Source organism: uncultured Senegalimassilia sp. (genome assembly GCF_934636665.1).
Lineage (GTDB): Bacteria > Actinomycetota > Coriobacteriia > Coriobacteriales > Eggerthellaceae > Senegalimassilia.
The window spans coordinates 14,000-39,724 of sequence record NZ_CAKUAT010000009.1 but is presented as its reverse complement, the minus strand read 5'-3'; the positions used below and the strand labels follow the sequence as shown (position 1 = coordinate 39,724).

Sequence of the window (25,725 nt, the reverse complement as noted above, 5' to 3'; positions counted from 1 at the left end):
GCGTTCGCGGGGCCTTCGACCTGCGGTTATTTCGTTTTCCATACTTTCACGCGGCAGCAGTTCACGGCTTCGCCGCCGATGGGCGTGTAGTCGATGTTGGAGTACGTGACCACCGTGTCGTTCTGGCCGCTGGAGGCCAGCCACTCGCCGTAGTCGTCGGCGCCGTTTTCCGCGGACAGCGCGAAGTAGCGCTTGCCCTGCAGGTCGACGCCGCATACGGCGCTCGTGGACTTCACCATCAGCCAGTTGCCGCACCATGCCGGCGCGGTGGTGGGCGTGCGGTCGAAGCGCAGCCACTTCTGCGCGCTGTAGCCGCCGCTGCCCGGCGACTCGGCGGGGGCGTACGTGCCCAGGCTGGCGATGCCGTCGCCGTAGCTGTACGTGGCGTCGAACGCGAACGTGAAGCCGGTCTTGCCGTAGCCCGCCTCGAGCGGCTTCATGGACGCGGGAAGCGTCAGCGTGTCGGTGACGTCGCCGTTCTCGCTTACGCGCGTGAGCTGGTAATACGACGATGCGCCGGTGACGCGGGGCGTGATGACCACGCCGTCGCCCGCCGCGTACGGCGCCGTTGCCATGCGGCCGGCCGACTCGTACACCACGCTGGCGTCCGAGCTGCCCATGGAGGCGCTCTTGAGCTGCGCGATCAGCGACGCCGCGGTGACGGTGCTGTCGGCCTGCGGCATGACCTGCCAGAACGCATGCCCGCCCACGGCGGCGATGGTGGGGGTCTCGAACCGATCGGTGGACCCCTCGTCGAGCTGCTGGATGTTGGAGAGCGCGTCGCCGTTGGAGTTCAGCTTCCCGGCGAAGATCCGCCAGGTGCCGTCCATGATGTTCGCCTCGGTCCACACCACGCCCTGCGAGGTGCAGCGCGCGTCGTAGATCTCGAAGCCCTCGTCCTGACCGCGCGCCTTGTCCAGCACCACGGCCGACGTGCCCGACGACAGGGCCAGCGTGGCCACCTGTGCCAGCGGCTTGGCCTTTTCCGTGGGGATCAGGCAGCAGGCGAGCTTCGAGTCGTTGCACCAAACCAGGGAGCCGTAAGGCAGGTCGTAAGAACCGACTTGCTCCGCGCAGTCGTCGGCGTTCTCCACCTGCGACAGGTCGGAGATGGAGAAGACGGCGTCGGTGGGCACCTTCAGCGTCTGGATGTCGGGTGTGGAGGAATCCTTGCCGCCCGCGACCGCGGCGACGCCGGCGCCTGCGGCGGCCAGTACGCCTACGCCGAGCGCGCCCAGCAAAAGGCCGCGGCGCGTGATGAGCGTCTGGCCGCCGTCGCCGACGGCGGGCCGCGGGGTGCCGCGGCCGGTGGGGGAGCCGCCGGAGATCCCGATGCCGCCCAGGCCCGGCGTGCCGGAGAGCGGGGTGGGCGTGGCGGCGCCTACGTAGGTGCCGGTATCGCGGCGCGCGCGACCGGCCGCGGCGCGCTGGGCGCGCACCTGCGTGCGCTGCGCGGTGCGTGCCGCGGGGGCGCCCGCCTTGTCCGCCTTGCCGGCGGCCCGGGGTGCGGAAGCGGTGCGCGGGGCCGTGCTTTTCGCCTTCCCATGTGCGGAAACGCCGCGACCGGCGGTACGCGGGCGTGCGGAGGCGCCGCGCAAGGGGCGGGCCGGCTGCGCGGCTCGTCTGCCTGTGCGGGTTGCTCGGGAGGGTTGGCGGCCTGCGCCGCCCTGTGGTGTCCTTTGGGTTGCCATGGCGGTAATTATGTCATTTCGCCTACAGGCGCGAGGGGGTTTGACTTGACTTGTTACAATAAACCCAAACACCCTTCACCCGCACGGCCGCGCAAAGGGGACGTGCGTGCGAGGTGACGAAAGCATGGAAAGCAGCTTCCTAAGGAGTGAACCATGAGCAATGAAACCAGGCGCATCCTGCTGGTGGAGGACGAGAAGGCCATCCGCGATGCCGTAACCGCATATCTTGAGCGCGAGAACTATTGGGTAACCGCCGTCGGCGACGGCCAGGAGGCGCTGGAGGAATTCTCCAAGCACCACTTCGACCTGGTCATCCTCGACCTCATGCTCCCGCGCGTTCCCGGCGAGCGCGTCTGCCGCGCCATCCGCGACAACTCCGACGTGCCCATCATCATGCTCACCGCCAAGGGCGAGGTCGAGGACCGCATCATCGGCCTGGAGCTGGGCGCCGACGACTACCTGGTCAAGCCGTTCAGCCCGCGCGAGCTGGTCGCCCGCGCCCGCGCGCTGCTGCGCCGCGTGCACGCCGATTCCGAGCCTCAGCGCGAGGTGCTCGAGTTCGGCGAGCTCACCATCGACGTGTCCGGCCACAAGGTCATGGTCTCCGGCAAGGAGATCGACCTCACGGCCAGCGAGTTCAAGCTGCTCACCACGCTGTCCCGCTATCCGGGCCGCGTGTACTCCCGTATGGAGCTGGTCGAGAAGGTGCTCGGCTACGACTTCGAGGGCTACGAGCGCACCATCGACTCCCACGTGAAGAACCTGCGCGCCAAGATCGGCGACAACCCGCGCAACCCTAAGTGGCTGCACACTGTGCACGGCGTGGGCTACCGCTTCGAAGACCCCACCAAGCAGGGTCAGTAAGCTAGCCGCCGCGCGGCCGCCAGCGCTCGGCCGCGCCTCCCTTCCCAGAAGAAAGGCCGCGAGCCCACGTGGATACCGATACCAACACAACGCAAGACGCTCCTTCGACCGGCTCCGCCACCACGGGGCCGGTCGTGGTTGAGCGTCCCTCCGAGGAAAAGAAAAGGCGCAAGCCGTACCAGGGCGTGGTGAACTGGTGGAACAGCCTGACGTACACCACGCGTATGACCATGGCATTCGCCCTGATCGCCGCCATGACCGCCATGGTGGCCATCGGCGTGCTGTCGTTTGTGTGGCAGCAGCACTTCCATACCTACACGCAGGAGAACATGGAGTCGCTCGCCGAAAGCACGGCGACGCGCATCGAGGAGGTGTACAACACCTCCCATACCCTGCACGACCCACAGGTCGAGGCCGTGGCGAAGTATGCCGAAAGTCTGAACAGCGGCGTGGGCGTGGCCGTTATCGACAACACCACGGGCAAGGCCGTGTACGATTCCTCGGCCGTCGCCATCGACGACGGCACGGGGTCGTCCCGAAGCGAATCGGGCGCGGGCATGTCGCCGAGCTCGGACAGCGGGCGCACCCTGGCGCCGCCGGCAAGCGCCAGCCAGCAGTTCGCCAGCGCGCCCATCGAGTACGGCGGCGCGGCCGTGGGGTCCGTGCGCATCTGGGTGTACGGAAGCGAAACCCTGCTCACGCAGGCCGACGAGCAGTTCTCCAACAACTCCTACCAGGCAATGGTGTTCGCAACGGTGCTGGCCATCGTGCTGGCGTCGTGCATCGGCTTCCTGTTCGCGCGCACCCTGGTGCGCCCCGTCAACACCATGGCGCAGACCGCCCGCGCCATCAAGGAAGGCGACCTGTCGGCGCGCACGGGCATCCGCGGCGAGGATGAGATCGCGCGCCTGGGCATGACCTTCGACGAGATGGCCGACTCCATCGAGCGCGACCGCAAGCTCGAACGCCGCCTCACCACCGACGTCGCGCACGAGCTGCGCACGCCGCTCATGGCTATCCAGGCAACGGTCGAGGCCATGGTCGACGGCGTGTTCGATGCCGACGAGGAGCGTCTTGAAACGGTGAACGGCGAGGTCAAGCGCCTAAGCCGCCTGGTCGACGCCATCCTGAAGCTCTCGCGCCTTGAGAACCGCAGCACGCCCATGAAGAAGGAAGTGCTCGAGGTGGGCGACCTCATCAGCAGCATCATCTCCACGCACGAGGCCTACGTGTCCGACTCGGGCCTTAAGCTCATCTACGAGGTGGAGCGCGGCGTGCGCGTGCGCGGCGACGCGGATATGATCCGCCAGGCCACTGCCAACCTCATCTCCAACGCGGTGCGCTACACGCCCGAGGGCGGCACCATCACCGTCAGCGTGTCCAGCCACGAGGGCATGTGCGCCATCGCCGTGCGCGACACGGGCATCGGCCTTTCGCCCGACGAGGCGAAGATGGTGTTCTCCCGCTTCTGGCGTGCGGACGCCGGCCGTACGCGCGAAAGCGGCGGCCTGGGCATCGGCCTTTCCGTGGTGAAGGAGATCGTCGACCGCCACAACGGCTACGTGGACGTCGAGGGCGAGAAGGGCGTGGGCGCCTGCTTCACCATCAACCTGCCGTTGTACTACGAGGGCGACGAGCAGCGCGAGCAGCGTCAACAGCAGCGCCAGCAGCAACAGCAGCAGCGCGAGCAGCAGCTGCAACAGCGCCAGCAGCAGCGCGAGGCGCAGCGACAGCAGAAGGAGCAGCAACGCGCGCAGCAACATGCGCAGAAAACGGGGATACCGTTCGGACGGTCGCACGACGACGGAAAATAGACGATAATGGCAACGTTACAGTCACGCCGCAAACGGCGCGCAAATGCCGGCTGGGCGCCGCCCGCGCCCGGCGCAACTCTCATGGGGAAAGGATAAGCAGGCATGAGCGGAATCGATATCAAGCCGGACGCACAGGGCAAGGTGCGCGACATCTACGACCTGGGCGACAAGCTGCTGATGGTGGCCACCGACCGCATCTCGGCATTCGATTACATCCTGGAGGACGAGATCCCGCATAAGGGCGCGGTGCTCACGCAGATCTCGCTGTTCTGGCTTGAGCAGCTCAAGGACGTCATCGGCAACCATCTGATCAGCGCCGACGTGGCCGACCTGCCCGAGCAGTTCAAGCCCTACGCCGACTACCTGCGCGGCCGCTTCATGCTGGTGAAGAAGGCCGAGATGTTCCCCGTCGAGTGCATCGTGCGCGGCTACCTTGCCGGCAGCGGCCTGAAGGAGTACCAGAAGCAGGGCACCGTGTGCGGCATCCAGCTGCCCGAGGGCCTGGTGAACTCCTCCAAGCTCCCCGAGCCCATCTTCACGCCATCCACGAAGGCCGAGATCGGCGACCACGATGAGAACATCAGCTTCGAGCGCTGCGCGGAGATCCTCGGCGAGGATGCCGCCACGCAGCTGCGCGACCTGGCCATCAAGGTGTACTCCGTCGCCCGCGACCACGCTGCCGAGAACGGCATCATCATCGCCGACACGAAGTTCGAGTTCGGCGTCATCGACGGCCAGATCATCCTGGCCGACGAGGTGCTCACGCCCGACTCCAGCCGCTTCTGGCCGGGCGACGCCTACGAGCCGGGCCGCGACCAGGCCAGCTTCGACAAGCAGTACGTGCGCGACTGGCTCAACGCCAACTGGGACCGTCAGGGCAACCCGCCGCATCTGCCTCAGGAGGTCATCGAGCGCACCAGCCAGAAGTACATCGCGGCGTACGAGAAGATCTCCGGCAAGAAGTTTGAGTTCTAGCCCCAGGCCCGGCAGGGCCGCATAAGCAGTACAGGTTCGCAAGGACGCATGCGGCGTCTCGGATCGGCCCCAGGCAAGCGACGCCGGCGTCAAGCCGGCTCGCGCGCCGAAGGAGATGCGGGGCGCCGCACGCGACCGCAGCAGAAGAAGGTTCGCCTGCCGGCAGGCGGGCGAAGGAGTGAGAATGACACAACGCAACCCCATGAACGAGCGCTACCAATCCGAGGACCGCAAGGGCGCCACGCGTAAATCGGCCGCTTCCGCGAAGCCGGTCTCGAAGGCCGCATCCTCGGTGCGCATCGAGTCCACCAAGAAGACGCCTCAGCAGAAGAAGGCCGAGCGCAAGCAGCAGCGCGCCAAGGACGCCGAGCGCGATCGCCAGTTCTACAACCCGCCCACCGCGGAATACAAGCGCCTGCGCAAGATCTGGTGGGTGTGCCTGATCCTGGCCATCATCCTGACCGTGGTCAGCTTCGCCGGCAACAACCTCGGTATGCCCGCGCCCATCATGTACGTCACCTTGGCGCTGGCCTACGTGTTCATCATCGCCGCCCTCTACATCGACATGGGCAAGTGCCGCAAGGCGCGCCAGAAGTACGCCGATGAGGTGCTCAACCACCCCACCAAGGAGATGCGCGCCGCCGAGAAGAAGGCCAAGGCGCAGCAGCGCGCCGCCGAGAAGCAGGCGGCCGAGCAGCCCGCCGAGCCCGAGCCCCAGAAGAAGGGTCTGTTCGGCTTCGGCAAAAAGAAGAAGGACGAGTAGGCGCGGCCAAGCAGGCCGCCAGCCCGTCTCGGCCCAGCAAGACGGAAAACAAACGGGTGCCCGCGCGGTGCCCGCTTGCATTTTAGGAAGGAAGCGGGGCAGGGCCGTCGCCCTTGTCCCGCACGATTGCGGGTGGCTCGCCATCCGCGCATACGACTAGGAAGGACGTCCATGGTTTCCCGCATCTATGTGGAGAAGAAGCCCGGCTTCGACGTTGAGGCCCAGCAGCTGGCGCACGAGCTGCGCAGCATCCTGGGCATCACCTCGCTCGAGGGTTTGCGCCTGGTGAACCGCTACGACGTGGAGGGCATCTCGCAGGAGCTGTTCGATCAGTGCGTTCCCACCGTGTTCAGCGAGCCCCAGGTCGATGTCGCCTCGGCCGAGCTGCCCCAGGCCGACGGCGCGCAGGTGTTCGCCGTGGAGTTCCTGCCCGGCCAGTTCGACCAGCGTGCGGCTTCGGCAAGCGAGTGCATCCAGCTGATCAGCCAGGGCGAGCGCCCCGAGGTTCGCAGCGCGAAGGTGTACCTGCTGTCCGGCCCGCTGTCCGATCAGGACGTCCAGGCCATCAAACATTACGTCATCAACCCCATCGAGGCGCGCGAGGCAACGCTTGAGCAGCGCGACACGCTGGCCATGGCGCAGCCCCAGCCCGAGCCGGTCGAGGTGCTCGAGGGCTTCCTCGACCTTGACGCTGCGGGCCTGGCGCAGTTCATCGCCGACCGTGAGCTGGCTATGGACGAGGCTGACCTGGCGTTTTGCCAGCAGTACTTCCAAAGCGAAGGCCGCTGCCCCACCATCACCGAGATCAAGATGATCGACACCTACTGGTCCGACCACTGCCGTCACACCACGTTCGGCACCGAGATGACCGACGTTGCCATCGACGACCCGCGCGTGCAGGCCGCCTTCGACCAGTATATGGACATGCGCAACGAGCTGGGTCGCCAGGCCAAGCCCGTCTGCCTTATGGACATGGGCACCATCGGCGCGAAGTGGCTCAAGTCCAAGGGCGTGCTCATGGGCCTGGACGAGTCCGAGGAGATCAACGCCTGCACGGTGAAGTGCAAGGTCGACGTCGATGGCGAGGAGCAGGACTGGCTGTACCTGTTCAAGAACGAGACGCACAACCACCCCACCGAGATCGAGCCGTTCGGCGGCGCGGCAACGTGCCTGGGCGGCGCCATCCGCGACCCCTTGTCGGGCCGCAGCTACGTGTACCAGGCCATGCGCGTCACCGGCGCCGCCAACCCGCTGGCGCCCGTGTCCGAGACGCTGCCCGGCAAGCTGCCGCAGCGCAAGCTGGTCACCACGGCCGCTGCCGGCTATTCCAGCTACGGCAACCAGATCGGTCTGGCAACCGGCCAGGTCAACGAGCTATACCACCCCGGCTACGTGGCCAAGCGCATGGAGATCGGCGCCGTTGTCGCCGCAACACCGGCCGACCACGTGCGTCGCGAGACGCCCGAGGCGGGCGACGTGGTGGTGCTGCTGGGCGGCCGCACCGGCCGTGACGGCATCGGCGGCGCAACGGGCAGCTCCAAGGAGCACAACCTGGAGTCGCTGGAGCATTGCGGCGCCGAGGTGCAGAAGGGCAACCCGCCCGAGGAGCGCAAGATTCAGCGCCTGTTTCGCCGCGGCGAGGCCACGCGTCTCATCAAGCGCTGCAACGACTTCGGCGCGGGCGGCGTGTCCGTCGCCATCGGCGAGCTGGCCGACGGCCTGCGCATCAACCTGAACAAGGTGCCGAAGAAGTACGAGGGCCTCGACGGTACCGAGCTGGCCATCTCCGAGTCGCAGGAGCGCATGGCCTGCGCCATCGCCGCCTCCGACGTGGACGAGTTCCTGCGCTATGCGCGCGAGGAGAACCTCGAGGCCACCGTGGTCGCCGAGGTCACCGACGATGCGCGCGTGCGCGTCATGTGGAACGACAGCGCCATCATCGACCTCAGCCGCGAGTTCCTGGCAAGCAACGGCGCGCCGAAGCAGCAGGCCGTGCATGTGGGCCAGGCGGGCGCCTACGAGCGCACGTGGGAAGGCGATACCCTTGCACAGCGCATGAACGCCCTGGTCACCGACCTGAACGTGTGTTCGAACAAGGGCCTGTCCGAGCGCTTCGACTCCACCATCGGCGCGGCCACGGTGCTCATGCCCTTCGGCGGCAAGAACCAGCTGACGCCGGCGCAGGCCATGGTCGCCAAGCTGCCCGTGGGCGGCGAGACCACCACGTGCAGCGGCATGGCGTGGGGTTTCAACCCCTACCTCACCGAGGCCGACCAGTTCACCGGCTCGTACGTGGCCGTCGTGGAATCGGTCGCGCGCCTGGTGGCGGCCGGCTTCAAGCGCCAGGATATGTACCTGACGTTCCAGGAGTACTTCGAAAGCCTGCGTGGCGACGCGAATCGCTGGGGCAAGCCCACGGCTGCCGTCCTGGGCGCGCTCATGGCGCAGGTCGACCTGGGCATCGGCTCCATCGGCGGCAAGGACTCCATGTCCGGCAGCTTCGAGCAGCTCGACGTGCCGCCCACGCTCGTGTCCTTCGCCACGGCGGTGGGCAAGGTCGGTCGCGTGACGTCTCCTGAGTTCAAGGGCGCTGGCCATCGCGTGGCGTTGGTGGCCCCGCGCTGCTACGACGCCGAGGGCATCGCGCCCGCGTCCGAGGATGCGCTGGCGGCTATGGATGCCGTGCAGGAACTCATCGGCAACGGCGCCGCGCTGGCGGTCTGCACGCCGGGCTACGGCTGCATGGCCGAGTCGCTGTTCAAGATGTGCGTGGGCAACGGCCTGGGCGTGAAGCTCGACGACGTCGACGCCGATGCGCTGTTCGCGCCTGCGTACGGCAGCTTCCTGGTGGAGCTGGCCGACGACGCGCAGCTGCCTGCCGCAACCGACAACCTGGACGTGGTCGTGCTGGGCGCCACCACCGAGGACTACCGCTTCGTCGCCGCGGGCGAGGAGCTTGACATGGCTGCGCTGCAGGAGGCATGGGAGGGCGCCATCGAGAGCGTGTACCCGTACCGCCAGGAGGGCGAGGCCGTGAAGCAGGTGACGGTGGATAACCGCCTGCCGCTCACCTACAACGGCACCATCGCGCGCCCGCGCGTGATCATCCCCGTGTTCCCGGGCACGAACTGCGAGTACGATTCCGCTCGCGCCTTCGAGCAGGCGGGCGCCGTGGCCGACACGCTGGTCATCAACAACCTCACGCCCTCGGCAGTTGCCGAGAGCACGAAGGCGCTGGTGGAGGCAATCAAGAACAGCCAGATCATCATGCTGCCCGGCGGCTTCTCCGGCGGCGACGAGCCCGACGGTTCGGCGAAGTTCATCACGGCCTTCTTCCGCGCCCCCGAGGTCACCGAGGCCGTGCGCGACCTGCTGTTCAACCGCGACGGCCTGATGCTGGGCATCTGCAACGGCTTCCAGGCGCTCGTGAAGCTGGGCCTGGTGCCGTACGGCGACATCCGCCCCATGGACGACGAGTGCCCCACGCTCACGTTCAACACCATCGGCCGCCATCAGAGCCGCTTGGTGCGCACGCGCGTTGCCAGCAACCTGAGCCCCTGGTTGTCCCAGTGCGAGCCCGGCGACATCCACACCGTGGCCATCAGCCATGGCGAGGGCCGCTTCGTGTGCAGCCCCGAGCTGCAGCACCAGCTCGAGGTCACGGGCCGCATCGCCACGCAGTACGTTGACGAGGCGGGCCAGCCCAGCATGGATTGGGACGTGAACCCCAACGGCTCGGTCATGGCCATCGAGGGCATCACCAGCCCCGACGGCCGCGTGCTCGGCAAGATGGGCCACGTGGAGCGTCGCGGCGACGGTCTGTACAAGAACGTCCCCGGCAACAAGTTCATGCCCCTGTTCGAAAGCGGCGTGAAGTACTTCACGGACTAGAATGCGAATGCGCCGGCCGCTCGGCCGGAGCAGCGTTGGAAGATCGAAGCGCCCTGTCGGCTTTCGCCGGCAGGGCGCTTTGCGAATCGCGGGATCAACATGCTGGTTAGTTGTAAGTGCCACGATCAGCGAAAAGCCTCCCATCCCTAGCTTCAAACGAAGCTTAGGGGTGGGAGGCTTCGTTTTACCCGGCGTATTCAGAATGGGCCGATAGCAGGTAAGCCTCTGATTGGCCAGGCATTCCTCGAATACTTCGTCTCATGGATTTCGTGATGCTCGGCTCCTTTTGCCGTCGCGTAGGTGCGTAGACGGTGTAGGCGGAGGCGGGACGTTTCTTCATAAAGCTAGGGACCCGGTACACTCGAAACGATATATGCAGCTGCGGTGGCTAGGTTGGTCCTGGCGTCACGATTGGGGTTCGAATCGTAAACCGTTCCGAAACGCACGCGAGATTCGCTTGTGTCCGAACGCTATATGGGTAGACTGGCCGATGCCGACCGTTCTTGGTGCGCTTTCGAGCGCAGAAAGGAGCGAGTCATGACCATGTATGGATACGCAAGGGTGTCAAGCAAGGATCAAAACCTGAACAGGCAGCTCGATGCCCTGTCCGCCATTGGCGTTTCAGAGGAATCCGTGTTCGTCGATTACCTGAGCGGACGTAACTTCGATCGTCCCGGGTATCAATCGCTGCTCGAACGCCTGAAACCTGGCGACGTGCTCGTGGTGAAGAGCATCGACCGCCTTGGCCGTAACTACGACGAGATACTCGGCCAGTGGCGGCTGCTCACCAAGCAGAGAGGCATCGACATCGTGGTGCTGGACATGCCGTTGCTCGACACGCGCTCGACCTCCGGCCACGGGGTGACGGGCAAGCTGATCGCCGATATCGTGCTGGAACTGCTCAGCTATGTGGCGCACGTGGAGCGCGACAACATCCGCCAGCGCCAGGCGGAGGGGATTGCGGCGGCGCGTGCGCGCGGCGTGAAGCTGGGACGGCCGGCGCTGGCCGTGCCAGATGAGTTCGATGCGGTACACCGCAAGTGGGAAGATGGCTGTTTGAACAGCCGGCAGGCGGCGGAATCGCTGGGAGTTTCGCATACGACGTTCTTGAAGTGGGCGAAGCAACGGCCCGCGGACGTCACAATCCCATACAAATAGATGCGTTCATAGCAAGAATCGCATCGTTTGCCAATACCGATTTCGGACGGTGGCAAATAATCTAGACGTTTGCTTACAGCCCCCTCGGCCTGGTAAAGCGCGACTCGTTTCAGAGTGCAAAACGCTTTATCAGGCCGTTTCTTTTCAGTCAATCAATGAAATCAATATAGCCGACCACTCAAGTAATGTCTGCATTTGCTTCCGCCCATATACAACGAATGCGCGGAAAGGCAGATATGCGCAAGTTACATGAGGGTGATATTTCGCTAACTCCCACGCAGGAGCGTCTGCTCGGCTATATCGCCGCGCAAACAACCATATCGGGTGCGGCGCAGGCAACGAAAAAGGAGTTGTCGCAGCTGATGGGCTGCAGCGTCAAGACAATCGATCGCGCCATCACGCGTATGAGCCGAGAAGGGCTTATCAAAGTCGAGCCATGCCATTCCGAAAACGGAGGGCAGCTTTCGAATGCATACAGCGTTGTAAATAGCTGATCGGGGCTCTTACGACCCGGTCCTTTCGTGATTGCGAACCAGACGAGAAACAAGCAACGCAAGGCGATAACGGAAAAGGGAGAAAGAAGCCCGGACTGCGGTCCCTAGATGAGGAGACTGAATCCGCCGAACCGACAACGGACCAGGTCAACCCACTGTTACAGCCACTGATAACGCGGTAGACGAACCGATAACGGTGGCTTTTGGAGCAGGCGATTTGCATCGGTACGCATCGATGCCGATGCAAAGCATAGGTTGGGGGATTGCGAAAAAAGCAATCCGGATAGCTGAATCTGTCAAGGAGGTTAATCAATGAAAGGATTCAGAAAAACACTGGGCATCGTAGCGTTGGCGCTGATAACCTCGCTTACCCTTGCGATGCCGGTCAGCGCTTGGGCAGACGAGGCGGAGAGCTATGGGAAACCCAACGTTTCCGGTCCTCAGAGCGCATGGTACAACGGCCAGTCCCATCACTTCAGGTCTACGGTCAAGGACTCCGTAAGCGGTAAAGACCTTGTGGAAGGAGAGGATTACACTCGATCCTTCGGCTTTATCAGCGACCGTGGTAACGCGGACGGCATCGATACCTGGCTTGCGACCGATGACAGCATGGTAAGCTCGGGTTTCGTATATGAGAGAATTGACTTCAAAGGCAATTACGCGGGAAACGGCTCCTACTTTGTACGTCACAATATCATGACGCTGTATGAATTCAAGGAGCTGAATGCCACGAAGGTCGAGGGCGAAGCCGACCCGACCTTGGGAGCCACTTTGAGCCTGTTCGTCGGCGATCCCACGACCCTGCTTGACCTTTCGGCTTTTAGCCTCAGCCGTGAGGCGGGCGAGCAGCCTGGCGAGTATGCGATCACCTATACGACCGATCCGGAGCAGCTTCCGGAAGCTTACACGAGCAACAGCGCGAAAACCCGTACGGGCCTTGGCGACGTCGATTTGGGCGATGGCTATATCTACAAGATGGTAGTCGGCGACGACATCTGCGGCTATAACTACATCCGTATCGTCCCCGGCACGCTCACCATCGTCCCCGCCTATACCGACATCAGCGCTACGATCGCTTGGAGGGATTCCTCTGACAAGGAAGGCCTGCGCCCGAGCGCCGAGGATTACGCCAAGCTTCTCTCGCTGACCGCCGATGGCGTCGCCTCCGATATCCTGCCCGCTGTTGTGGACAATGGCGACGACACGTATACCGTCACGTACGCCGGTGTCCGCCAGTACGCCTATGACGACAACGACGAGCGTCATGACATCGACTACAAGATTACCCAGGCAGACGTCGACGGCTACACCACCGACAACGCTACCGTCGGTAACGAGGGCGTTATCACGAATACGCATGAGGTGGCTGCTCCTCAGCCTGAGCCGCAGCCCGAACCTCAGCCTCAGCCCGGAGAGGAGCAGCAAGTAGCTTCCAATGTCGAGATGCCTGAGACCGGCGACCAGAGCCTGGGCGCCATCGTGGCCCTCGCGCTGGGCGCTTCCGCACTGGGCGTCGCCGTCGTTGCAAAGAGGCGCAGCAAGCGCTAAGCGCGGCGTTTCTTCAACTTCATAATAACGAGAGAAGCCCATCGGCTCGCGCCGATGGGCTTCTTTTTGGCGTCGGTGCTTATCGGGCTGGTTGCCCTGGCAGCGGTCGCTGCTGCGGTGATCGCCTATCGTAGGTGCTCTGGTGAGTAGTGCGGTATCAATCAACGGTTTTGCTCATCAATGAATAGGGCGGCGGGTTCGTTCGAACCCGCCGCCCTATTCTCGTTTATGCTTGGATGCTCCCGCCTACGCGTAGATCTCCTTCTCCACCACCAGCTCGTTTTTGATCTTGCCGACCAGCTTCTGCAGCGCGTCGATGCAGCGCGGGCGGATGTCGGCGCCGATGAGCACGTACATGAGCGAATCGCCCACGTTCAGCACGCCCTCGTTGAGCCATACGCGCACATAATAGACGCCCGGCCACGTGAGCGCTTCCTTGACGGCCCGCTCAAGACCTTCGGCGTCGTAGCTGAAGTCGACCTGGGCGACGTCGCCGAGGCCCTCGACGCCCTCGCGCACCTGCGCCTTGGGCGTGATACGCACCACGCCGTTGTGCGTGAGGAACATGCCGCATTGCGCGGCCTTCGGGTCCTGCTTCGCTTCCTTAAGCCATTCATCCATGGACGGTTCGGGTTTCGCCATTTTCGGCCTCCTTGCGTGATGTTGACGGTTATTGCAGTGCCGACTGGGCGGGGAATCGCCGCAGCGGCATGTTTTCGCGGCTCAAATTGTACCGCACGCGTAAAGGCCTGGTGGGGCTTCTGTGAACGCTGCAAAAAGCTCTTTAAAACGTAAAAGTAAAAAGATAGTCTTGAACAATTTTCTTATGAGGCGTAGATTAATCGGCCAGTTTTTTAGTGGCCGATTCGCCAGGGCAACAATCGATTTTCTACTGATAACCTGGTGAAACATATATTCACATAGCCTATCGGTTAAGAGGATTTCCATTGACTCAACTTTTGTGCAAGCGCACAAAAACATGGGAAAAGTGTCCGAATCGTGAAGAAAACGAAAGACATCTTCACTTCTGCTGCAGCCCTGATAGATTGGCAATCACACCGAACGCAACGAAGTTGTCAAGGAACAGATTTCCAACGTTGCCAAACGGTGAAGTAGACCGAAGCCTGAAACGGATTCAGGCGAGCGAGAAAGGATGACGGGTTAAAATGAACGCAGCAACGAACGTAAAGCAGATCCAAGGAAACCATACCCCGATTACCATGCTCGTCGGGTTCGTCGCCCTGCTGGCGATCGCGATCGCGGTATGCGCCATCGCTTCCTCGGCCGTGGCATCGCTGACGGGCTTCTCCCTGGTGGCGGCTCAGACCCCGGCCATCAGCCTCGCATGGTTCGGCAGCACCGTGGCGCCGCTCCTAGGCGAATTCGTGGTGTTGTTCGCCATCGCCGTCGGCCTGGCCTACACGGCTTCCCGCAAGTAAACGCACCTGCGCGGCAAACACAATCTCATATGCAAAGCCCTCGCGGAACGCGGGGGCTTTTTCGTGTCTTGCATCCGTAGGCGGACGCCCGAAGGCAGCTCCCGCGTTCTCAAAGGAACGCTGTTCGCCCCAGCTCGCGTTCTCGAGGTCGAACGGTATCCGCCCAACCCCCGTTCTCAAGGCCGAATATCGTTCGCTCAACCCTCGTTATCGAAATGAAACGTTATCGGGTCGGTTCGGGCCTGCTCTAGACGACCCATCGACGGCGCGAAATCGCCGTTCGCACACTTAACCTGCAACGGAAACCAAGCAACCAAGAGCGAATCAACGTTTGTGCTCGAATTTACCAGGTTGACACAGTGGCGCGCGTTCGAGCCTGATACTATGGAACGGATTGAGAAAAGCGTCAGTTTGCCAATTGCAACTTGACACCGGGAACTGCGAGAAAGCGAGCGCGCCTATGTCTTTGGCACCATCGGATCACACCAAGCAACCTGATAACCGCACCACCATGGAACTGGGCGCCGTGCTGCCCATGACCGCCGAGGTGCGCGACGACCACCTGTTCGTCGGCGGCGTCGATATGGTGGAGCTTGCCCATAAAGAAGGCACCGCGCTCTACGTCATGGACGAGGCCGACATGCGCAACCGCATGGAAACCTACCTCAAGGCGTTCCGCAGCCGCTATGAGAACTCCGACGTCATCTTCGCCTCCAAGGCGTTCCTTAATAAGGAAACCGCGCGCATCGTTGCGCAGGAGGGCCTGTGCCTCGACGTGTCCGGCGGCGGCGAGCTGTGGTGCGCGCAGCAGGCGGGCTTCCCCATGGAGCGCGTCTTCGTGCACGGCAACAACAAGACGCCGCAGGAGCTGCGCGAGGCCATCTCGGCTGGCGTCGGCCGCATCGTGGTGGACAGCCGCATCGAACTGGGCCGCATCAGCCAGATCGCCGGCGAGCTGGGCGTCACGCAGGACGTCTACATGCGCGTCACCCCCGGCGTCGAGGCCGACACGCACGAGTACATCCGCACGGGTTGCGAGGACAGCAAGTTCGGCTTCACCATGCTCGACGACTTCGCCTTCAAGTGCGTCAAGGACGCGCTTGAGGCTCCGAACGTGCGCTTGGCCGGCTTCCATTGCCACATCGGCTCGCAGATCTTCGCGCTCCATTCGTTCGCCGAGGCCGTGCAGGTCATGGTCGAGTTCATCGCCCGCGTGAAGGAAACCTACGGCTACGAGGTCGAGGAACTGGACATGGGCGGCGGCCTGGGCATCGCCTACAAGGCCGATGACAAGCCCTCCACCATCGACGAGTTCGCCGAGTGCACCGTCAACGCGGTTCGCGAGAACTGCGAGCGCCTGGGCGTGAAGCTGCCGCGCCTGGCCGTCGAGCCCGGCCGCAGCTTGGTGGCAACCCCGGGCATCACGCTGTACACCGTCGGCATCCTGAAGACGCTGCCCGGCATCCGCAAGTACGTGGCCATCGATGGCGGCATGTCCGACAACATCCGCACGGCGCTCTACCATGCCGATTACGAGCCCACCATCGCCAACAAGGCCGGTCAGCCTCGCACCGAGATCGTCACGCTGTGCGGCAAGCACTGCGAAAGCGGCGACGCGGTGGTCATCGACATGCCGCTGCAGACGCCCGAGCTGGGCGACGTCATCGCGGTGTTCGGCACCGGCGCGTACTGCTACACCATGGCCAGCAACTACAACGGCCAGCCGCGCCCCGGCATCGTGTTCGTGAAGGACGGCCAGGCCCGCGTGGTCACCCGCCGCGAAACCTACGCCGACCTGTACCACCGCGACATCTAGCCGCATTCGGGCGGTTGGGCTGGCGCAGCGTCGGGGTTGACCCGGCTGCCGCAAGCCCGACCGCCCGCCGCATATTCCGCGCTTTCGCGGGTTTTGCGAGCTTGGCGGTCGTCTCGCCGGCTCCAGGGGGCCTGTGGGCGGCATCGGCGCGCGGCGCCGGCGTTCCTGCGGTATCCTCTGTTCCGTAACGAAGTCATCCCAAACCCGCCCAGCGCTTCGGGCACATTTTTTCAACCTTTCGAAGGGGGAGATATGACCATCAAACTTGGACTCGTGGGAACGGGCACCGTCGGCGGCGGCTGCTTGGACATCCTGCGCAACCATCGCGAGGACTTCAAGCGCCATCTGGGCGTCGACATGGAAGTGGTGCGCGTGTGCTCGCGCAATCCCGAGCAGGCCGAGGCGCGCGGCGTGCTGCACCTGTTCACCGAGGACTTCAACGACATCATCAACGACCCCGAGATCGATATCGTCATCGAGCTGATCGGCGGCACCACCGCTGCGCGCGATGTGGTGCTGGGCGCCCTGCGCGCCGGCAAGAACGTGGTCACCGCCAACAAAGCGCTCATGGCAACGTTCGGCGACGAGGTCATGGACCTTGCCCGCGAGAAGAACCTGGAAGTGGGCTTCGAGGCCAGCGTCGGCGGCGGCATCCCCATCATCCAGCCGCTGAAGCACTCGCTCATCAGCAACGAGATCACCTCCGTCATGGGCATCGTGAACGGCACCACCAACTACATGCTCACGCGCATGGTCGACGACGGCCTGTCCTACGAGGACGCGCTGGCTGAGGCTCAGGCGAAGGGCTTCGCCGAGGCCGACCCCACCGCCGACGTCGACGGTTTCGACGCCGCCGCGAAGATCGCCATCCTGGCGTCTATCGCCTTCAACAGCCGCGTGAAGCTCAACGATGTCTACACCGAGGGCATTCGCAACATCACGCAGCTCGACATGGACACCGCCGACGACATGGGCTACGTCATCAAGCTGCTGGCGCTGGCGCATCGCACGCCCGAGGGCATCGATGTGCGCGTGCACCCCACCATGCTGCCGAAGGCCCATCAGATGGCCCAGGTCAATGGTGTGTTCAACGCAATCTACGTCACGGGCGACGCCGTGGGCGAGACCATGTTCTTCGGCGAGGGCGCCGGCGCGGGCCCGGCCGCCGCGGCGGTTATGGGCGACGTGCTGGAGGTTGCGCGCCATATGACGCTCGGCATCCCGCCGGTGGTCGGCTGCACCTGCACCGACAACTTGCCCATCGTTCCCATGGAGCAGCTCAGCACGAAGTACTACATCCGCTTCTCCGTTGCCGACCGCTCCGGCGTGTTGGCCGCCATGGCCGGCGTGTTCGCCAAGCACGGCGTCAGCGTGCGCAGCGTGGTGCAGCGTGGCAGCGCCCAGCATGAGACGGTGAACCTCAGCTACGTCACGCACACCGCCAGCGAGGCGAGCGTGCGCCGCGTGCTCGAGGAGATCGGCGGGCTCGAGGACGTCCTGCGCGCCGAGCCCAGCGTCATCCGCGTGGAGGACTAACTCGACGATTGGCGTAATCGAAGAGATTTTGCTACTTTATAGAGAAGCCGGTTGAACGGGGCGAAGGGGTTGTTTCCCCGCCCCGTTTCTTTGCGAAAGGGGAATTCATGGAGCAGTATAAGGAAGAGTTCATCCACTTCATGGTGGAGAGCCACGTGTTGAAGTTCGGCAGCTTCACGCTGAAGAGCGGCCGCCAGTCCCCGTTCTTCATGAACGCCGGCGCGTACGTCACGGGCGAGCAGCTGCACCGTCTGGGCAAGTACTACGCCCAGGCCATCCATGACAACTTCGGCCTGGACTTCGACGTGGTGTTCGGCCCGGCCTACAAGGGCATCCCGCTGGCCGTGGTCACCGCCATCGCGCTGCAGGAGCTCTACGGCAAGGAAGTGCGCTACTGCTGCAACCGCAAGGAGGTCAAGGACCACGGTGCCGACAAGGGCAACCTGCTGGGCGCCGACCTGCACGACGGCGATCGCGTCATCATGGTCGAGGACGTCACCACCTCCGGCAAGTCCATCGACGAGACGTACCCTATCCTCAAGGGCGCTGCCGACGTGGAGGTAAAAGGCCTGATCGTCAGCCTGAACCGCATGGAGGTCGGCAAGGGCGGCGTGGTCACCGCTCAGAAAGAGGTGCAGGAGAGGTACGGCTTCCCCGTGGCGTCCATCGTCAGCATGGCCGAGGTCGTCGAGTGCCTGTACAACAAGGAGGTCGAAGGCGAGGTCGTCATCAACGACGACATCAAGGCCGCCATCGACGAGTACTACGAGCAGTACGGCGCAAAGGAATAGGCAACGCGCCTGACCTTTTCGAGCGAACCGAATAAAGAAGCCTAGCGGCGCCGAACGGCCTCAGGTCGTCCGGCGCCGCTGCTGTTTTCGGGTGTTGGTCTGCAGTTCTGGCGGGCGGACGCGCTTCCTGCTAGGCTTGGGAAAAGGCAAACGCAAGGGAAGGATGAGTCATGGACGCAAGCGAGATCGGCGTGGTGTTCGACTGCGATGGTACGTTGCTCGATTCGATGGGCGTGTGGCATGGGCTGCAAAACGAGCTGGCTGAACGCGCGGGAGGCACGCTGACCGCCGACGATGTGGCGGCGTTGGCGCCCATGAGCATTCCCGAGTGCGGCGCGTTCTTCCACGAGAAGTTCGGCTTGGGCGAAAGCGACCGCGAGGTGGTCGGCATGATCGACGAGTATATGCTGGACTTCTATCGCCATCGCGCCGAGGCGCGTCCCGGCGCGCTCGAGTTCGTGCAGGGGCTTGCCCAGGCGGGCGCGCATCTAACGGTGGCGTCCTCAAGCCCCAAGCCGTACCTGATGGCCGGCATCGAGCGCTGCGGGTTCGCCCCGTATCTCGAGCGCGTGCTGTCGGTGGAGGACGTGCATTCCACCAAGCGCGAGCCCGACGTATGGGACCGCGCCCGTGAAATCATGGGCACGTCCAAGGAGCTGACCTGGGGCGTTGAGGATTCCGCATACGCCATCGGCACGCTTGCCGGCGCCGGCTACCGCACGCTCGCCATATACGACAGCGACGACGCCGGTACCTGGGACGCCCTGCAAGCCTCCGCCGAGCACGCGATCCGCAGCTTCGAGGGCCTTACGGTCGAGGAATTCCTCGCCTGGAATGAGCAGCCGCTCTTCGTCGGCACGGCGAACAAGTAGGGGCAACGAGGGGCTGGCTCTCCTCATTGCTCGTCGCTTCTGTTTTCGGCGTTGACTTGTGCAGTTGCTGGCGCGAAACGAGCGTCGACAAGAGGGTGCGCTCTCTGATTAAGCGGGGAGGCCGGCAGGACGGCTCCCAATGCGTGAGGGGGCGCTGGTCTGTGCTCCTTTCGAGGTGCATCGCCCCTCCCGATTCTCTGATCAAAACCGATGGGCCCGGAACGATTACTCGTTCCGGGCCCATCGCAGTTTGTTGGTCGGTTTGATTTTCCCTCGAGGCGCCCCCTAATCCCAGGGGTTTTCCTGGAACAGGGGCTCGGGTGTGGGCGGGCGGTCCGAATAGGGGTCGTAGCCGTCGTCGTCCTCGTTCTCGGCGCGGATGAAGGGGTCGTTCGCGGGCTGCTCGGATGCGGAGCCGGACGTCACGCCCTCCTTCGCCGAATGCCGCCTCGTTTCGGTCGACGACCCCTTGCCGGCTTTGCCGGGCAAGGGGGTGACCTGCGGTTTAATGGTGTAGTGCTTCGGCATGGCGTTTCCTTATTCTCCAGCGCCCAGATCGCTCAGGTCGTAAGGTGTGGTCTGATACACGTAGTAGTTCAGCCAGTTCGTGTACAGCAGCTGCGCGTGCGCGCGCCACGTGCTGACCGGCTCCTGCGTAGGGTCGTCGTTGGGGAAGTAGTGGGCCGGGACGGGGACGTCCATGCCCTTGTTCACGTCTCGCTCGTACTCGGCGCGCAGCGTGCCGGTGTCGTACTCGGGGTGGCCGAACACGAAGAAGTGGCGGCTGTCGGTGCTCTTGGCGATGTAGACGCCGGCCTCATCGGACTGCGCGACGATCTCCAGGCGCGGGTCCGCCTCGATGTCCTCAGCGTACACGGTGGTGTGGCGGGAATGCGGCGCCCAGAAGCGGTCGTCGAATCCGCGCACCAGCGGGCTGGAGGGTTTGAGCACGTCATGGTTGAACACGCCGGAGAGCTTCTTCGGCAGCTCGTGCTTCTGGATGCCGTAGTGGTAGAAGATGCCGGCCTGCGCGCCCCAGCAGATGTGCAGCGTGGAGTGCACGTTGGTGGTGGACCACTTCATGATGCGGCACAGCTCGTCCCAGTAGTCGACGTCCTCGAACTCGTGCAGCTCGACGGGCGCGCCGGTGATGATCATGCCGTCGTAGCGGTTATCTTTGACCTGGTCGAACGAGCGATAGAACGTCTTCAGGTGCTCTTGGGAGACGTTGCGCGACTCATGCGAGATGGTGTGCAGCAGCTCCACCTCGATCTGCAGCGGGGTGTTGGACAGCTTGCGCATGATCTGAGTCTCGGTCTCGATCTTCTTCGGCATGAGGTTGAGCAGCAGCACGCGCAGCGGGCGGATGTCCTGATGCATGGCTCGATGCTCGGTCATGACGAAGATGTTCTCGCTTTCCAGCTGCTCGGTCGCGGGCAGCTGGTCGGGGATCCTGATTGGCATGGATCGGTCCTTTCCGGATTGAGCGTCCCGCGCGCGGGCGGGACGGGTATGTGCGGTTGTGCGGCGGAGTTGGCGCCGTTCACCTGCTGAAACTTACCGCCTGCACCATAATATCAAAGGCCCAGAATACCGGGTTATTGGTAAACCAGAAAGCAAGTTATCGCCGCAAGCAAACGCAGCAGGTGAGCAGGCGGTAGGCGGTGGAGGTAGGGCTAGCGGCACAGGGTTTGCCGGCATGGCGCGGCGGGGTTTTCCGCATGGTGTTGCCAGCTCGGTGGGGCGGGTCGGCCTGGTGCGAACGTCGGTCGGCGATGGTTTGTCGCGCGGTTGCGTGCGGGGCGGCGCCGCAATCGTGCAGTCCGTGTGAAAATCGCGGAGTAACCCCAGATGGGCACACATGCCCCATTGACTTCAAAGCAGCTGAAACCGTAGACTATAAAAGTTCGCTTTCAAAAGCCCCGTAAACGCAAGGTGGAGGCAGCGCCAAGAAGGGAAGTCCAGACCCGACGAAGCGCGCCGGCGTAGGAAACCGGCAGCATACAGACTTGCACTTTTGAAAAACGACACCCTGTGCGCTGTGGTCGCACAGCGTAACAGGAAGGACATGGAGGAAAAACAGTGAAGACGTATCACGCTAAGCCTCATGAAGTTGAGCGCAAATGGTACATCATCGACGCTGAGGATCAGGTCCTCGGCCGTGTTGCCACCAAGGCCGCTACCCTTCTGAAGGGCAAGCACAAGCCGCAGTACACGCCGCACGTGGACACCGGCGACTTCGTGATCATCATCAACGCGGACAAGGTTCGCGTGACTGGCACGAAGGAGCTGAACAAGGTCTACTACCATCACACCGGTCATCCGGGCGGACTGAAGTCCGAGACCTTCGCCGAGGCCATGGCCAAGCACCCCGAGCGCGTCATCGAGCATGCCGTCAAGGGCATGCTGCCGAAGAACACGCTGGGCCGCAAGCAGGGCCTGAAGCTGAAGGTTTACGCTGGTGCCGAGCACCCGCATATGGCTCAGAAGCCGACCGAGATCAAGATGGAGGGCTAAACCATGGCGAATGAAGCATTGTACTACGGCACCGGTCGTCGTAAGAACGCTGTCGCTCGCGTGCGCCTCGTTCCCGGCACCGGCAAGGTGACCGTCAACGGTCGCGATGGCAAGGAGTACTTCGGCCGCGAGGCTCTGCTCGACTATGCCAAGACCCCGTTCAAGGTCACGGATACCCAGGATCACTTCGACGTGCTCGCCCGCATCGACGGCGGCGGCATCTCGGGTCAGGCCGGCGCTCTGCGTCACGGCATCTCCCGCGCCCTGCTGGCAGCTGGCGACTACCGCGCCGAGCTGAAGAAGGCTGGCTTCCTGACGCGCGACGCTCGTATGGTCGAGCGCAAGAAGTACGGTCTGAAGAAGGCCCGCAAGCGCCCGCAGTTCAGCAAGCGCTAAGGTTTGTTTCCTTTGGCTGCGCCACGCGTGGCCGTGCAAGCCTGGAAAGCCCGTTCCGCGAAAGCGGGGCGGGCTTTCCGCGTTGTTGGGGCGCAAAAGCCTTCAGCAATCCCAACCCTTCCGTAACGAAACGTTCCATGGGCTGAAAACTGCCGGAAACATAGCGCCGGTACCGTAAGTTACAGCAAGTTGACGTGCTGCTTGCCGGTACAAGATGCTAAGCTACGAGAGTTGACAAACTCGCTAACCTGTAGCATGCAGTGGCAAGGGAAGCGCGCGTCTGAAAGGTAACTATGAAGGAGCTCACGCCTATGTCGAAAATTCCTGAGATCTACGGCTCGATGGTGTTCAACGAGCACACGATGCAGGAGCGACTGCCATCTGCAACGTATAAGGACTTGATGAGGACCATCAAGAAGGGCGAGCCTTTGAACCTTGAGGTCGCCAACGTCGTCGCCCACGCCATGAAGGAATGGGCCATCGAAAAGGGCGCCACGCACTACACGCACTGGTTCCAGCCCCTTTCCGGCATCACCTCCGAGAAGCACGACAGCTTCCTCGATCCCACCGGCGACGGCCGCGCTATCATGAGCTTCTCCGGCAAGGAGCTCATCCAGGGCGAGCCCGACGCCTCCAGCTTCCCGTCCGGCGGCCTGCGTGCAACCTTCGAGGCCCGCGGCTACACGGCGTGGGACCCCACCAGCTACGCATTCATCAAGGACGAGGTGCTGTGCATCCCCACCGCCTTCTGCAGCTACACCGGCGAGGCGCTTGACAAGAAGACCCCGCTGCTGCGTTCCATGAGCGCCATCGACGAGCAGGCCAAGCGTGTGCTGGCGCTGTTCGGCGAGACCGCCGACCGCGTGATCACCACCGTCGGTGCTGAGCAGGAGTACTTCCTGATCAGCGAGAAGGATTACGCAAAGCGCTCCGACCTCATCATGACGGGCCGCACGCTGTTCGGCTACTCCCCGCTGAAGGGCCAGGAGCTTGAGGAGCATTACTTCGGCGCCATCCGCCCCACGGTCAACGAGTTCATGAAGGAGCTCGACAGCGAGCTGTGGAAGCTGGGCGTGTCTGCTAAGACCAAGCACAACGAGGTTGCTCCCGCGCAGCATGAGCTGGCGCCGCTTTACACCAACGGCAACCGCGCCATCGACGAGAACCTCCTGACCATGGAGAAGATGCGTCTGCTGGCAAGCCATTACGGCCTGGTGTGCCTGCAGCATGAGAAGCCGTTCGAGGGCATCAACGGCTCCGGCAAGCATAACAACTGGTCCATTTCCGCCGGTAAGACCAACTTCCTGGATCCCGGCGAGACCCCAATGGACAACCTGCGCTTCCTGGTGTTCCTCACCGGCGTCATCCAGGCTGTCGACGACTACCAGGAGCTGCTGCGCATGACCGTGGCCTCCTGCGGTAACGACCATCGTCTGGGCGCCAACGAGGCCCCGCCGGCTATCGTGTCCATCTTCCTAGGCGACGAGCTGGGCGCCATCGTGGACGCGCTGGTTGACGATCATGAGTACACTTCTGCGGAGAAGGTTGCCGTCGACCTGGGCGTTTCGGTGCTGCCGAACTTCCTCAAGGACAACACCGATCGTAACCGTACCAGCCCCTTCGCCTTCACCGGCAACAAGTTCGAGTTCCGCATGCCGGGTTCCGCGGTGAACCTGGCCGACTGCAACATGGTGCTCAACACCGCCATGGCCAAGTCGCTGAAGGACTTCGCCGACGCCATGGAGGGCAAGTCCGGCGACGAGTTCGAGTCCGCCGCCATCGCTTACATCAAGGAGACGCTGAAGAAGCACCAGCGCATCATCTTCAACGGCAACGGTTACTCCGACGAGTGGCCCGCCGAGGCCGAGCGCCGCGGCCTGGCCAACAACCGCACCACCGCCGACGCGCTGCCGGCCTACGTTGCGGAGAAGAGCATCAAGCTGTTCGAGGAGTTCAACGTGCTCACCGAGGTGGAGGCTCGTAGCCGCTACGAGGTGAAGCTGGAGAAGTACACGAAGCTCATGAACATCGAGGTCCGTACGATGAAGCGCATGACGCGTCGTACGTTCCTGCCGGCCATCAACAAGTACGCCACGCTCGTTGCCAACGAGATCAACGAGATGAAGGCCGCTTGCGCAGGCATCGACACCTCGGTGCAGGATCAGCTGCTGAACACGGTGGTCGACGGCATCAAGGAGATCAACGACGCCCTGAACGAGCTGCATGCCGCGCACCTGGCCATTCGCGACCTGGCCGACGAGCAGGAGAAGGCCAACAAGTACGCGCACGAGATCGTCCCGATGATGGAGCGCCTGCGTGCGGGCGTGGATGCCATGGAGATTGTGGTCGCTCACGACCTGTGGCCCGTCCCCACGTACAACGACATCCTGTTCTACTGCTAGCAAACGGGATTCAACCGGAATGCGAAGGAAGCCGCCCTCGGGCGGCTTCCTTTTTGCGATTTTACAGCTGATCAGTATCCAGCCAGATGGTGAAGGGGCCGTCGTTGACCAGGCTGACCTGCATCATGGCGCCGAAGCGGCCGGTTTCCACGTGCGGCACGTCTTGGCGGGCGCGTTCAACGAACTGCTCGTAGAGCTGTTCTGCCTGATCAGGCGCGCCGGCGCCGGTGAACGAGGGTCGGTTGCCCTTCTTGCAGTTGGCGTACAAGGTGAACTGCGACACGATAAGCACCTGCCCATCCACGTCGGCCAGCGAACGGTTCGTCTTGCCGTTCTCGTCCTCGAAGATGCGCAGCTTGAAGATCTTGCCCCACAGTCGCTCGATCTGCTCGGGGCCGTCATCCGCGCCCACGCCCAGCAAGATCAGGTACCCGTGCTCGCATGAGCCCACCGTTTCGCCATCGATATCCACCTGCGCATGCGTCACGCGCTGCACCAATGCCCGCATAAGGCCCTCCTTTCGCGTTTTGCCTTCCAGCATAGCGCATCAAGGGATCCTAAGGCCCCGCAAGCCTCAAGGCCCCGCCGCCGGACACCTCGGGGACGTGGCGCTATCTGTCAGGTTTGTGGTTGCGAGGAAGTGCGGCTCGAGCGAGCCCCGGCGTCGATTTGCTGGCAGTGCCGCTTCGCACCGAATCCCGAGCAGATAGCGCTACGTCTCCCAAGCGTCCGACATCGTTGGCCTAGCGGGACGGACC

The 25,725-nt window shown here is 63.4% G+C and carries 21 protein-coding genes; 16 read left to right on the top strand and 5 right to left on the bottom strand.

What is annotated here, in order from left to right; genetic code table 11:
• Positions 1–26: 26 nt before the first annotated feature.
• Entirely contained in the window at positions 27–1,598 is a 1,572-nt protein-coding gene (locus Q0G75_RS04955; protein ID WP_294417765.1) for a hypothetical protein, read from the bottom strand.
• A gap of 246 nt (positions 1,599–1,844) precedes the next feature.
• Here Q0G75_RS04955 and Q0G75_RS04950 point away from each other — a divergent pair, with 246 nt between their 5' ends.
• The 8 genes from Q0G75_RS04950 (at position 1,845) to Q0G75_RS04915 (ending at position 13,198) form a co-directional block, all read left to right on the top strand.
• A complete protein-coding gene (locus tag Q0G75_RS04950; RefSeq protein WP_042432516.1) occupies positions 1,845–2,555 on the top strand; it encodes a response regulator transcription factor in 711 nt (236 codons plus the stop codon).
• A gap of 68 nt (positions 2,556–2,623) precedes the next feature.
• Positions 2,624–4,369 carry a HAMP domain-containing sensor histidine kinase gene (locus tag Q0G75_RS04945; RefSeq protein WP_294417763.1) on the top strand — a complete coding sequence of 582 codons (1,746 nt, stop codon included), beginning with the start codon at positions 2,624–2,626 and terminating at the stop codon, positions 4,367–4,369.
• Between the two features lie 102 nt (positions 4,370–4,471).
• Positions 4,472–5,344, top strand: coding sequence for a phosphoribosylaminoimidazolesuccinocarboxamide synthase (locus tag Q0G75_RS04940; protein ID WP_042432519.1), 873 nt, complete (start codon positions 4,472–4,474; stop codon positions 5,342–5,344).
• A 184-nt stretch (positions 5,345–5,528) separates the two neighbouring features.
• Positions 5,529–6,107, top strand: coding sequence for a hypothetical protein (locus Q0G75_RS04935; protein ID WP_294417759.1), 579 nt, complete (start codon positions 5,529–5,531; stop codon positions 6,105–6,107).
• A gap of 171 nt (positions 6,108–6,278) precedes the next feature.
• Complete coding sequence (locus Q0G75_RS04930) at positions 6,279–9,998, top strand: phosphoribosylformylglycinamidine synthase (protein WP_294417757.1); 3,720 nt, start codon at positions 6,279–6,281, stop codon at positions 9,996–9,998.
• A 537-nt stretch (positions 9,999–10,535) separates the two neighbouring features.
• Complete coding sequence (locus Q0G75_RS04925) at positions 10,536–11,156, top strand: recombinase family protein (protein WP_294417755.1); 621 nt, start codon at positions 10,536–10,538, stop codon at positions 11,154–11,156.
• A 236-nt stretch (positions 11,157–11,392) separates the two neighbouring features.
• Positions 11,393–11,650, top strand: coding sequence for a hypothetical protein (locus Q0G75_RS04920; protein ID WP_294417752.1), 258 nt, complete (start codon positions 11,393–11,395; stop codon positions 11,648–11,650).
• Positions 11,651–11,962: 312 nt separating this feature from the next.
• Positions 11,963–13,198: an MBG domain-containing protein gene (locus tag Q0G75_RS04915; RefSeq protein WP_294415085.1), complete on the top strand. Its 1,236-nt coding sequence runs from the start codon at positions 11,963–11,965 to the stop codon at positions 13,196–13,198.
• Positions 13,199–13,444: 246 nt separating this feature from the next.
• On the opposite strand, the gene Q0G75_RS04910 is transcribed toward Q0G75_RS04915, so the two are convergent.
• Complete coding sequence (locus tag Q0G75_RS04910) at positions 13,445–13,840, bottom strand: molybdenum cofactor biosynthesis protein MoaE (RefSeq protein ID WP_294415083.1); 396 nt, start codon at positions 13,838–13,840, stop codon at positions 13,445–13,447.
• A 524-nt stretch (positions 13,841–14,364) separates the two neighbouring features.
• Between Q0G75_RS04910 and Q0G75_RS04905 the strand changes: the two genes are divergently transcribed.
• The 5 genes from Q0G75_RS04905 (at position 14,365) to Q0G75_RS04885 (ending at position 19,652) form a co-directional block, all read left to right on the top strand.
• Positions 14,365–14,637, top strand: a complete 273-nt coding sequence (locus tag Q0G75_RS04905) for a hypothetical protein (protein WP_294415080.1) — start codon at positions 14,365–14,367, stop codon at positions 14,635–14,637.
• Between the two features lie 460 nt (positions 14,638–15,097).
• The gene (gene lysA, locus Q0G75_RS04900) at positions 15,098–16,453 is read left to right on the top strand and encodes a diaminopimelate decarboxylase (protein ID WP_294415079.1); all 1,356 of its coding nucleotides are present in this window, start codon (positions 15,098–15,100) and stop codon (positions 16,451–16,453) included.
• A 252-nt stretch (positions 16,454–16,705) separates the two neighbouring features.
• Positions 16,706–17,989: a homoserine dehydrogenase gene (locus Q0G75_RS04895; RefSeq protein ID WP_042432546.1), complete on the top strand. Its 1,284-nt coding sequence runs from the start codon at positions 16,706–16,708 to the stop codon at positions 17,987–17,989.
• A gap of 107 nt (positions 17,990–18,096) precedes the next feature.
• Entirely contained in the window at positions 18,097–18,780 is a 684-nt protein-coding gene (gene pyrE, locus Q0G75_RS04890; RefSeq protein WP_294415076.1) for an orotate phosphoribosyltransferase, read from the top strand.
• A 170-nt stretch (positions 18,781–18,950) separates the two neighbouring features.
• Positions 18,951–19,652 (top strand): HAD family phosphatase, encoded by a 702-nt coding sequence (locus Q0G75_RS04885; RefSeq protein ID WP_294415073.1) that lies wholly within the window; start codon positions 18,951–18,953, stop codon positions 19,650–19,652.
• A gap of 285 nt (positions 19,653–19,937) precedes the next feature.
• Here the strand turns inward: Q0G75_RS04885 and Q0G75_RS04880 are convergent, their stop codons facing one another.
• Together Q0G75_RS04880 and metA are read right to left on the bottom strand one after the other, a co-directional pair.
• A complete protein-coding gene (locus Q0G75_RS04880; protein ID WP_294415070.1) occupies positions 19,938–20,180 on the bottom strand; it encodes a hypothetical protein in 243 nt (80 codons plus the stop codon).
• A gap of 9 nt (positions 20,181–20,189) precedes the next feature.
• On the bottom strand, positions 20,190–21,116 hold the full coding sequence (metA, locus tag Q0G75_RS04875; RefSeq protein ID WP_294415068.1) for a homoserine O-succinyltransferase: 927 nt from the start codon (positions 21,114–21,116) through the stop codon (positions 20,190–20,192).
• A 618-nt stretch (positions 21,117–21,734) separates the two neighbouring features.
• On the opposite strand from metA, the gene rplM reads away from it, so the two are divergent.
• The 3 genes from rplM (at position 21,735) to Q0G75_RS04860 (ending at position 24,967) form a co-directional block, all read left to right on the top strand.
• Positions 21,735–22,169: a 50S ribosomal protein L13 gene (rplM, locus tag Q0G75_RS04870; protein ID WP_042432563.1), complete on the top strand. Its 435-nt coding sequence runs from the start codon at positions 21,735–21,737 to the stop codon at positions 22,167–22,169.
• 3 nt (positions 22,170–22,172) lie between these two features.
• Positions 22,173–22,565: a 30S ribosomal protein S9 gene (gene rpsI / locus Q0G75_RS04865; protein ID WP_042432566.1), complete on the top strand. Its 393-nt coding sequence runs from the start codon at positions 22,173–22,175 to the stop codon at positions 22,563–22,565.
• A gap of 311 nt (positions 22,566–22,876) precedes the next feature.
• Positions 22,877–24,967 carry a glutamine synthetase III gene (locus Q0G75_RS04860; RefSeq protein ID WP_294415064.1) on the top strand — a complete coding sequence of 697 codons (2,091 nt, stop codon included), beginning with the start codon at positions 22,877–22,879 and terminating at the stop codon, positions 24,965–24,967.
• Between the two features lie 61 nt (positions 24,968–25,028).
• Here Q0G75_RS04860 and dtd read toward each other — a convergent pair whose 3' ends face one another.
• Positions 25,029–25,475: a D-aminoacyl-tRNA deacylase gene (gene dtd, locus Q0G75_RS04855; protein WP_294415062.1), complete on the bottom strand. Its 447-nt coding sequence runs from the start codon at positions 25,473–25,475 to the stop codon at positions 25,029–25,031.
• Positions 25,476–25,725: the final 250 nt, after the last annotated feature.

Bases quoted from the DNA above. Each gene is read 5' to 3' on its own strand.
- Q0G75_RS04950 (WP_042432516.1), top strand. From the start codon at position 1,845: ATGAGCAATGAAACCAGGCGCATCCTGCTGGTGGAGGACGAGAAGGCC.
- Q0G75_RS04940 (WP_042432519.1), top strand. From the start codon at position 4,472: ATGAGCGGAATCGATATCAAGCCGGACGCACAGGGCAAGGTGCGCGAC.
- Q0G75_RS04935 (WP_294417759.1), top strand. From the start codon at position 5,529: ATGACACAACGCAACCCCATGAACGAGCGCTACCAATCCGAGGACCGC.
- Q0G75_RS04930 (WP_294417757.1), top strand. From the start codon at position 6,279: ATGGTTTCCCGCATCTATGTGGAGAAGAAGCCCGGCTTCGACGTTGAG.
- Q0G75_RS04925 (WP_294417755.1), top strand. From the start codon at position 10,536: ATGACCATGTATGGATACGCAAGGGTGTCAAGCAAGGATCAAAACCTG.
- Q0G75_RS04920 (WP_294417752.1), top strand. From the start codon at position 11,393: ATGCGCAAGTTACATGAGGGTGATATTTCGCTAACTCCCACGCAGGAG.
- Q0G75_RS04915 (WP_294415085.1), top strand. From the start codon at position 11,963: ATGAAAGGATTCAGAAAAACACTGGGCATCGTAGCGTTGGCGCTGATA.
- Q0G75_RS04910 (WP_294415083.1), bottom strand. From the start codon at position 13,840: ATGGCGAAACCCGAACCGTCCATGGATGAATGGCTTAAGGAAGCGAAG.
- Q0G75_RS04905 (WP_294415080.1), top strand. From the start codon at position 14,365: ATGAACGCAGCAACGAACGTAAAGCAGATCCAAGGAAACCATACCCCG.
- lysA (WP_294415079.1), top strand. From the start codon at position 15,098: ATGTCTTTGGCACCATCGGATCACACCAAGCAACCTGATAACCGCACC.
- Q0G75_RS04895 (WP_042432546.1), top strand. From the start codon at position 16,706: ATGACCATCAAACTTGGACTCGTGGGAACGGGCACCGTCGGCGGCGGC.
- pyrE (WP_294415076.1), top strand. From the start codon at position 18,097: ATGGAGCAGTATAAGGAAGAGTTCATCCACTTCATGGTGGAGAGCCAC.
- Q0G75_RS04885 (WP_294415073.1), top strand. From the start codon at position 18,951: ATGGACGCAAGCGAGATCGGCGTGGTGTTCGACTGCGATGGTACGTTG.
- Q0G75_RS04880 (WP_294415070.1), bottom strand. From the start codon at position 20,180: ATGCCGAAGCACTACACCATTAAACCGCAGGTCACCCCCTTGCCCGGC.
- metA (WP_294415068.1), bottom strand. From the start codon at position 21,116: ATGCCAATCAGGATCCCCGACCAGCTGCCCGCGACCGAGCAGCTGGAA.
- rpsI (WP_042432566.1), top strand. From the start codon at position 22,173: ATGGCGAATGAAGCATTGTACTACGGCACCGGTCGTCGTAAGAACGCT.
- Q0G75_RS04860 (WP_294415064.1), top strand. From the start codon at position 22,877: ATGTCGAAAATTCCTGAGATCTACGGCTCGATGGTGTTCAACGAGCAC.
- dtd (WP_294415062.1), bottom strand. From the start codon at position 25,475: ATGCGGGCATTGGTGCAGCGCGTGACGCATGCGCAGGTGGATATCGAT.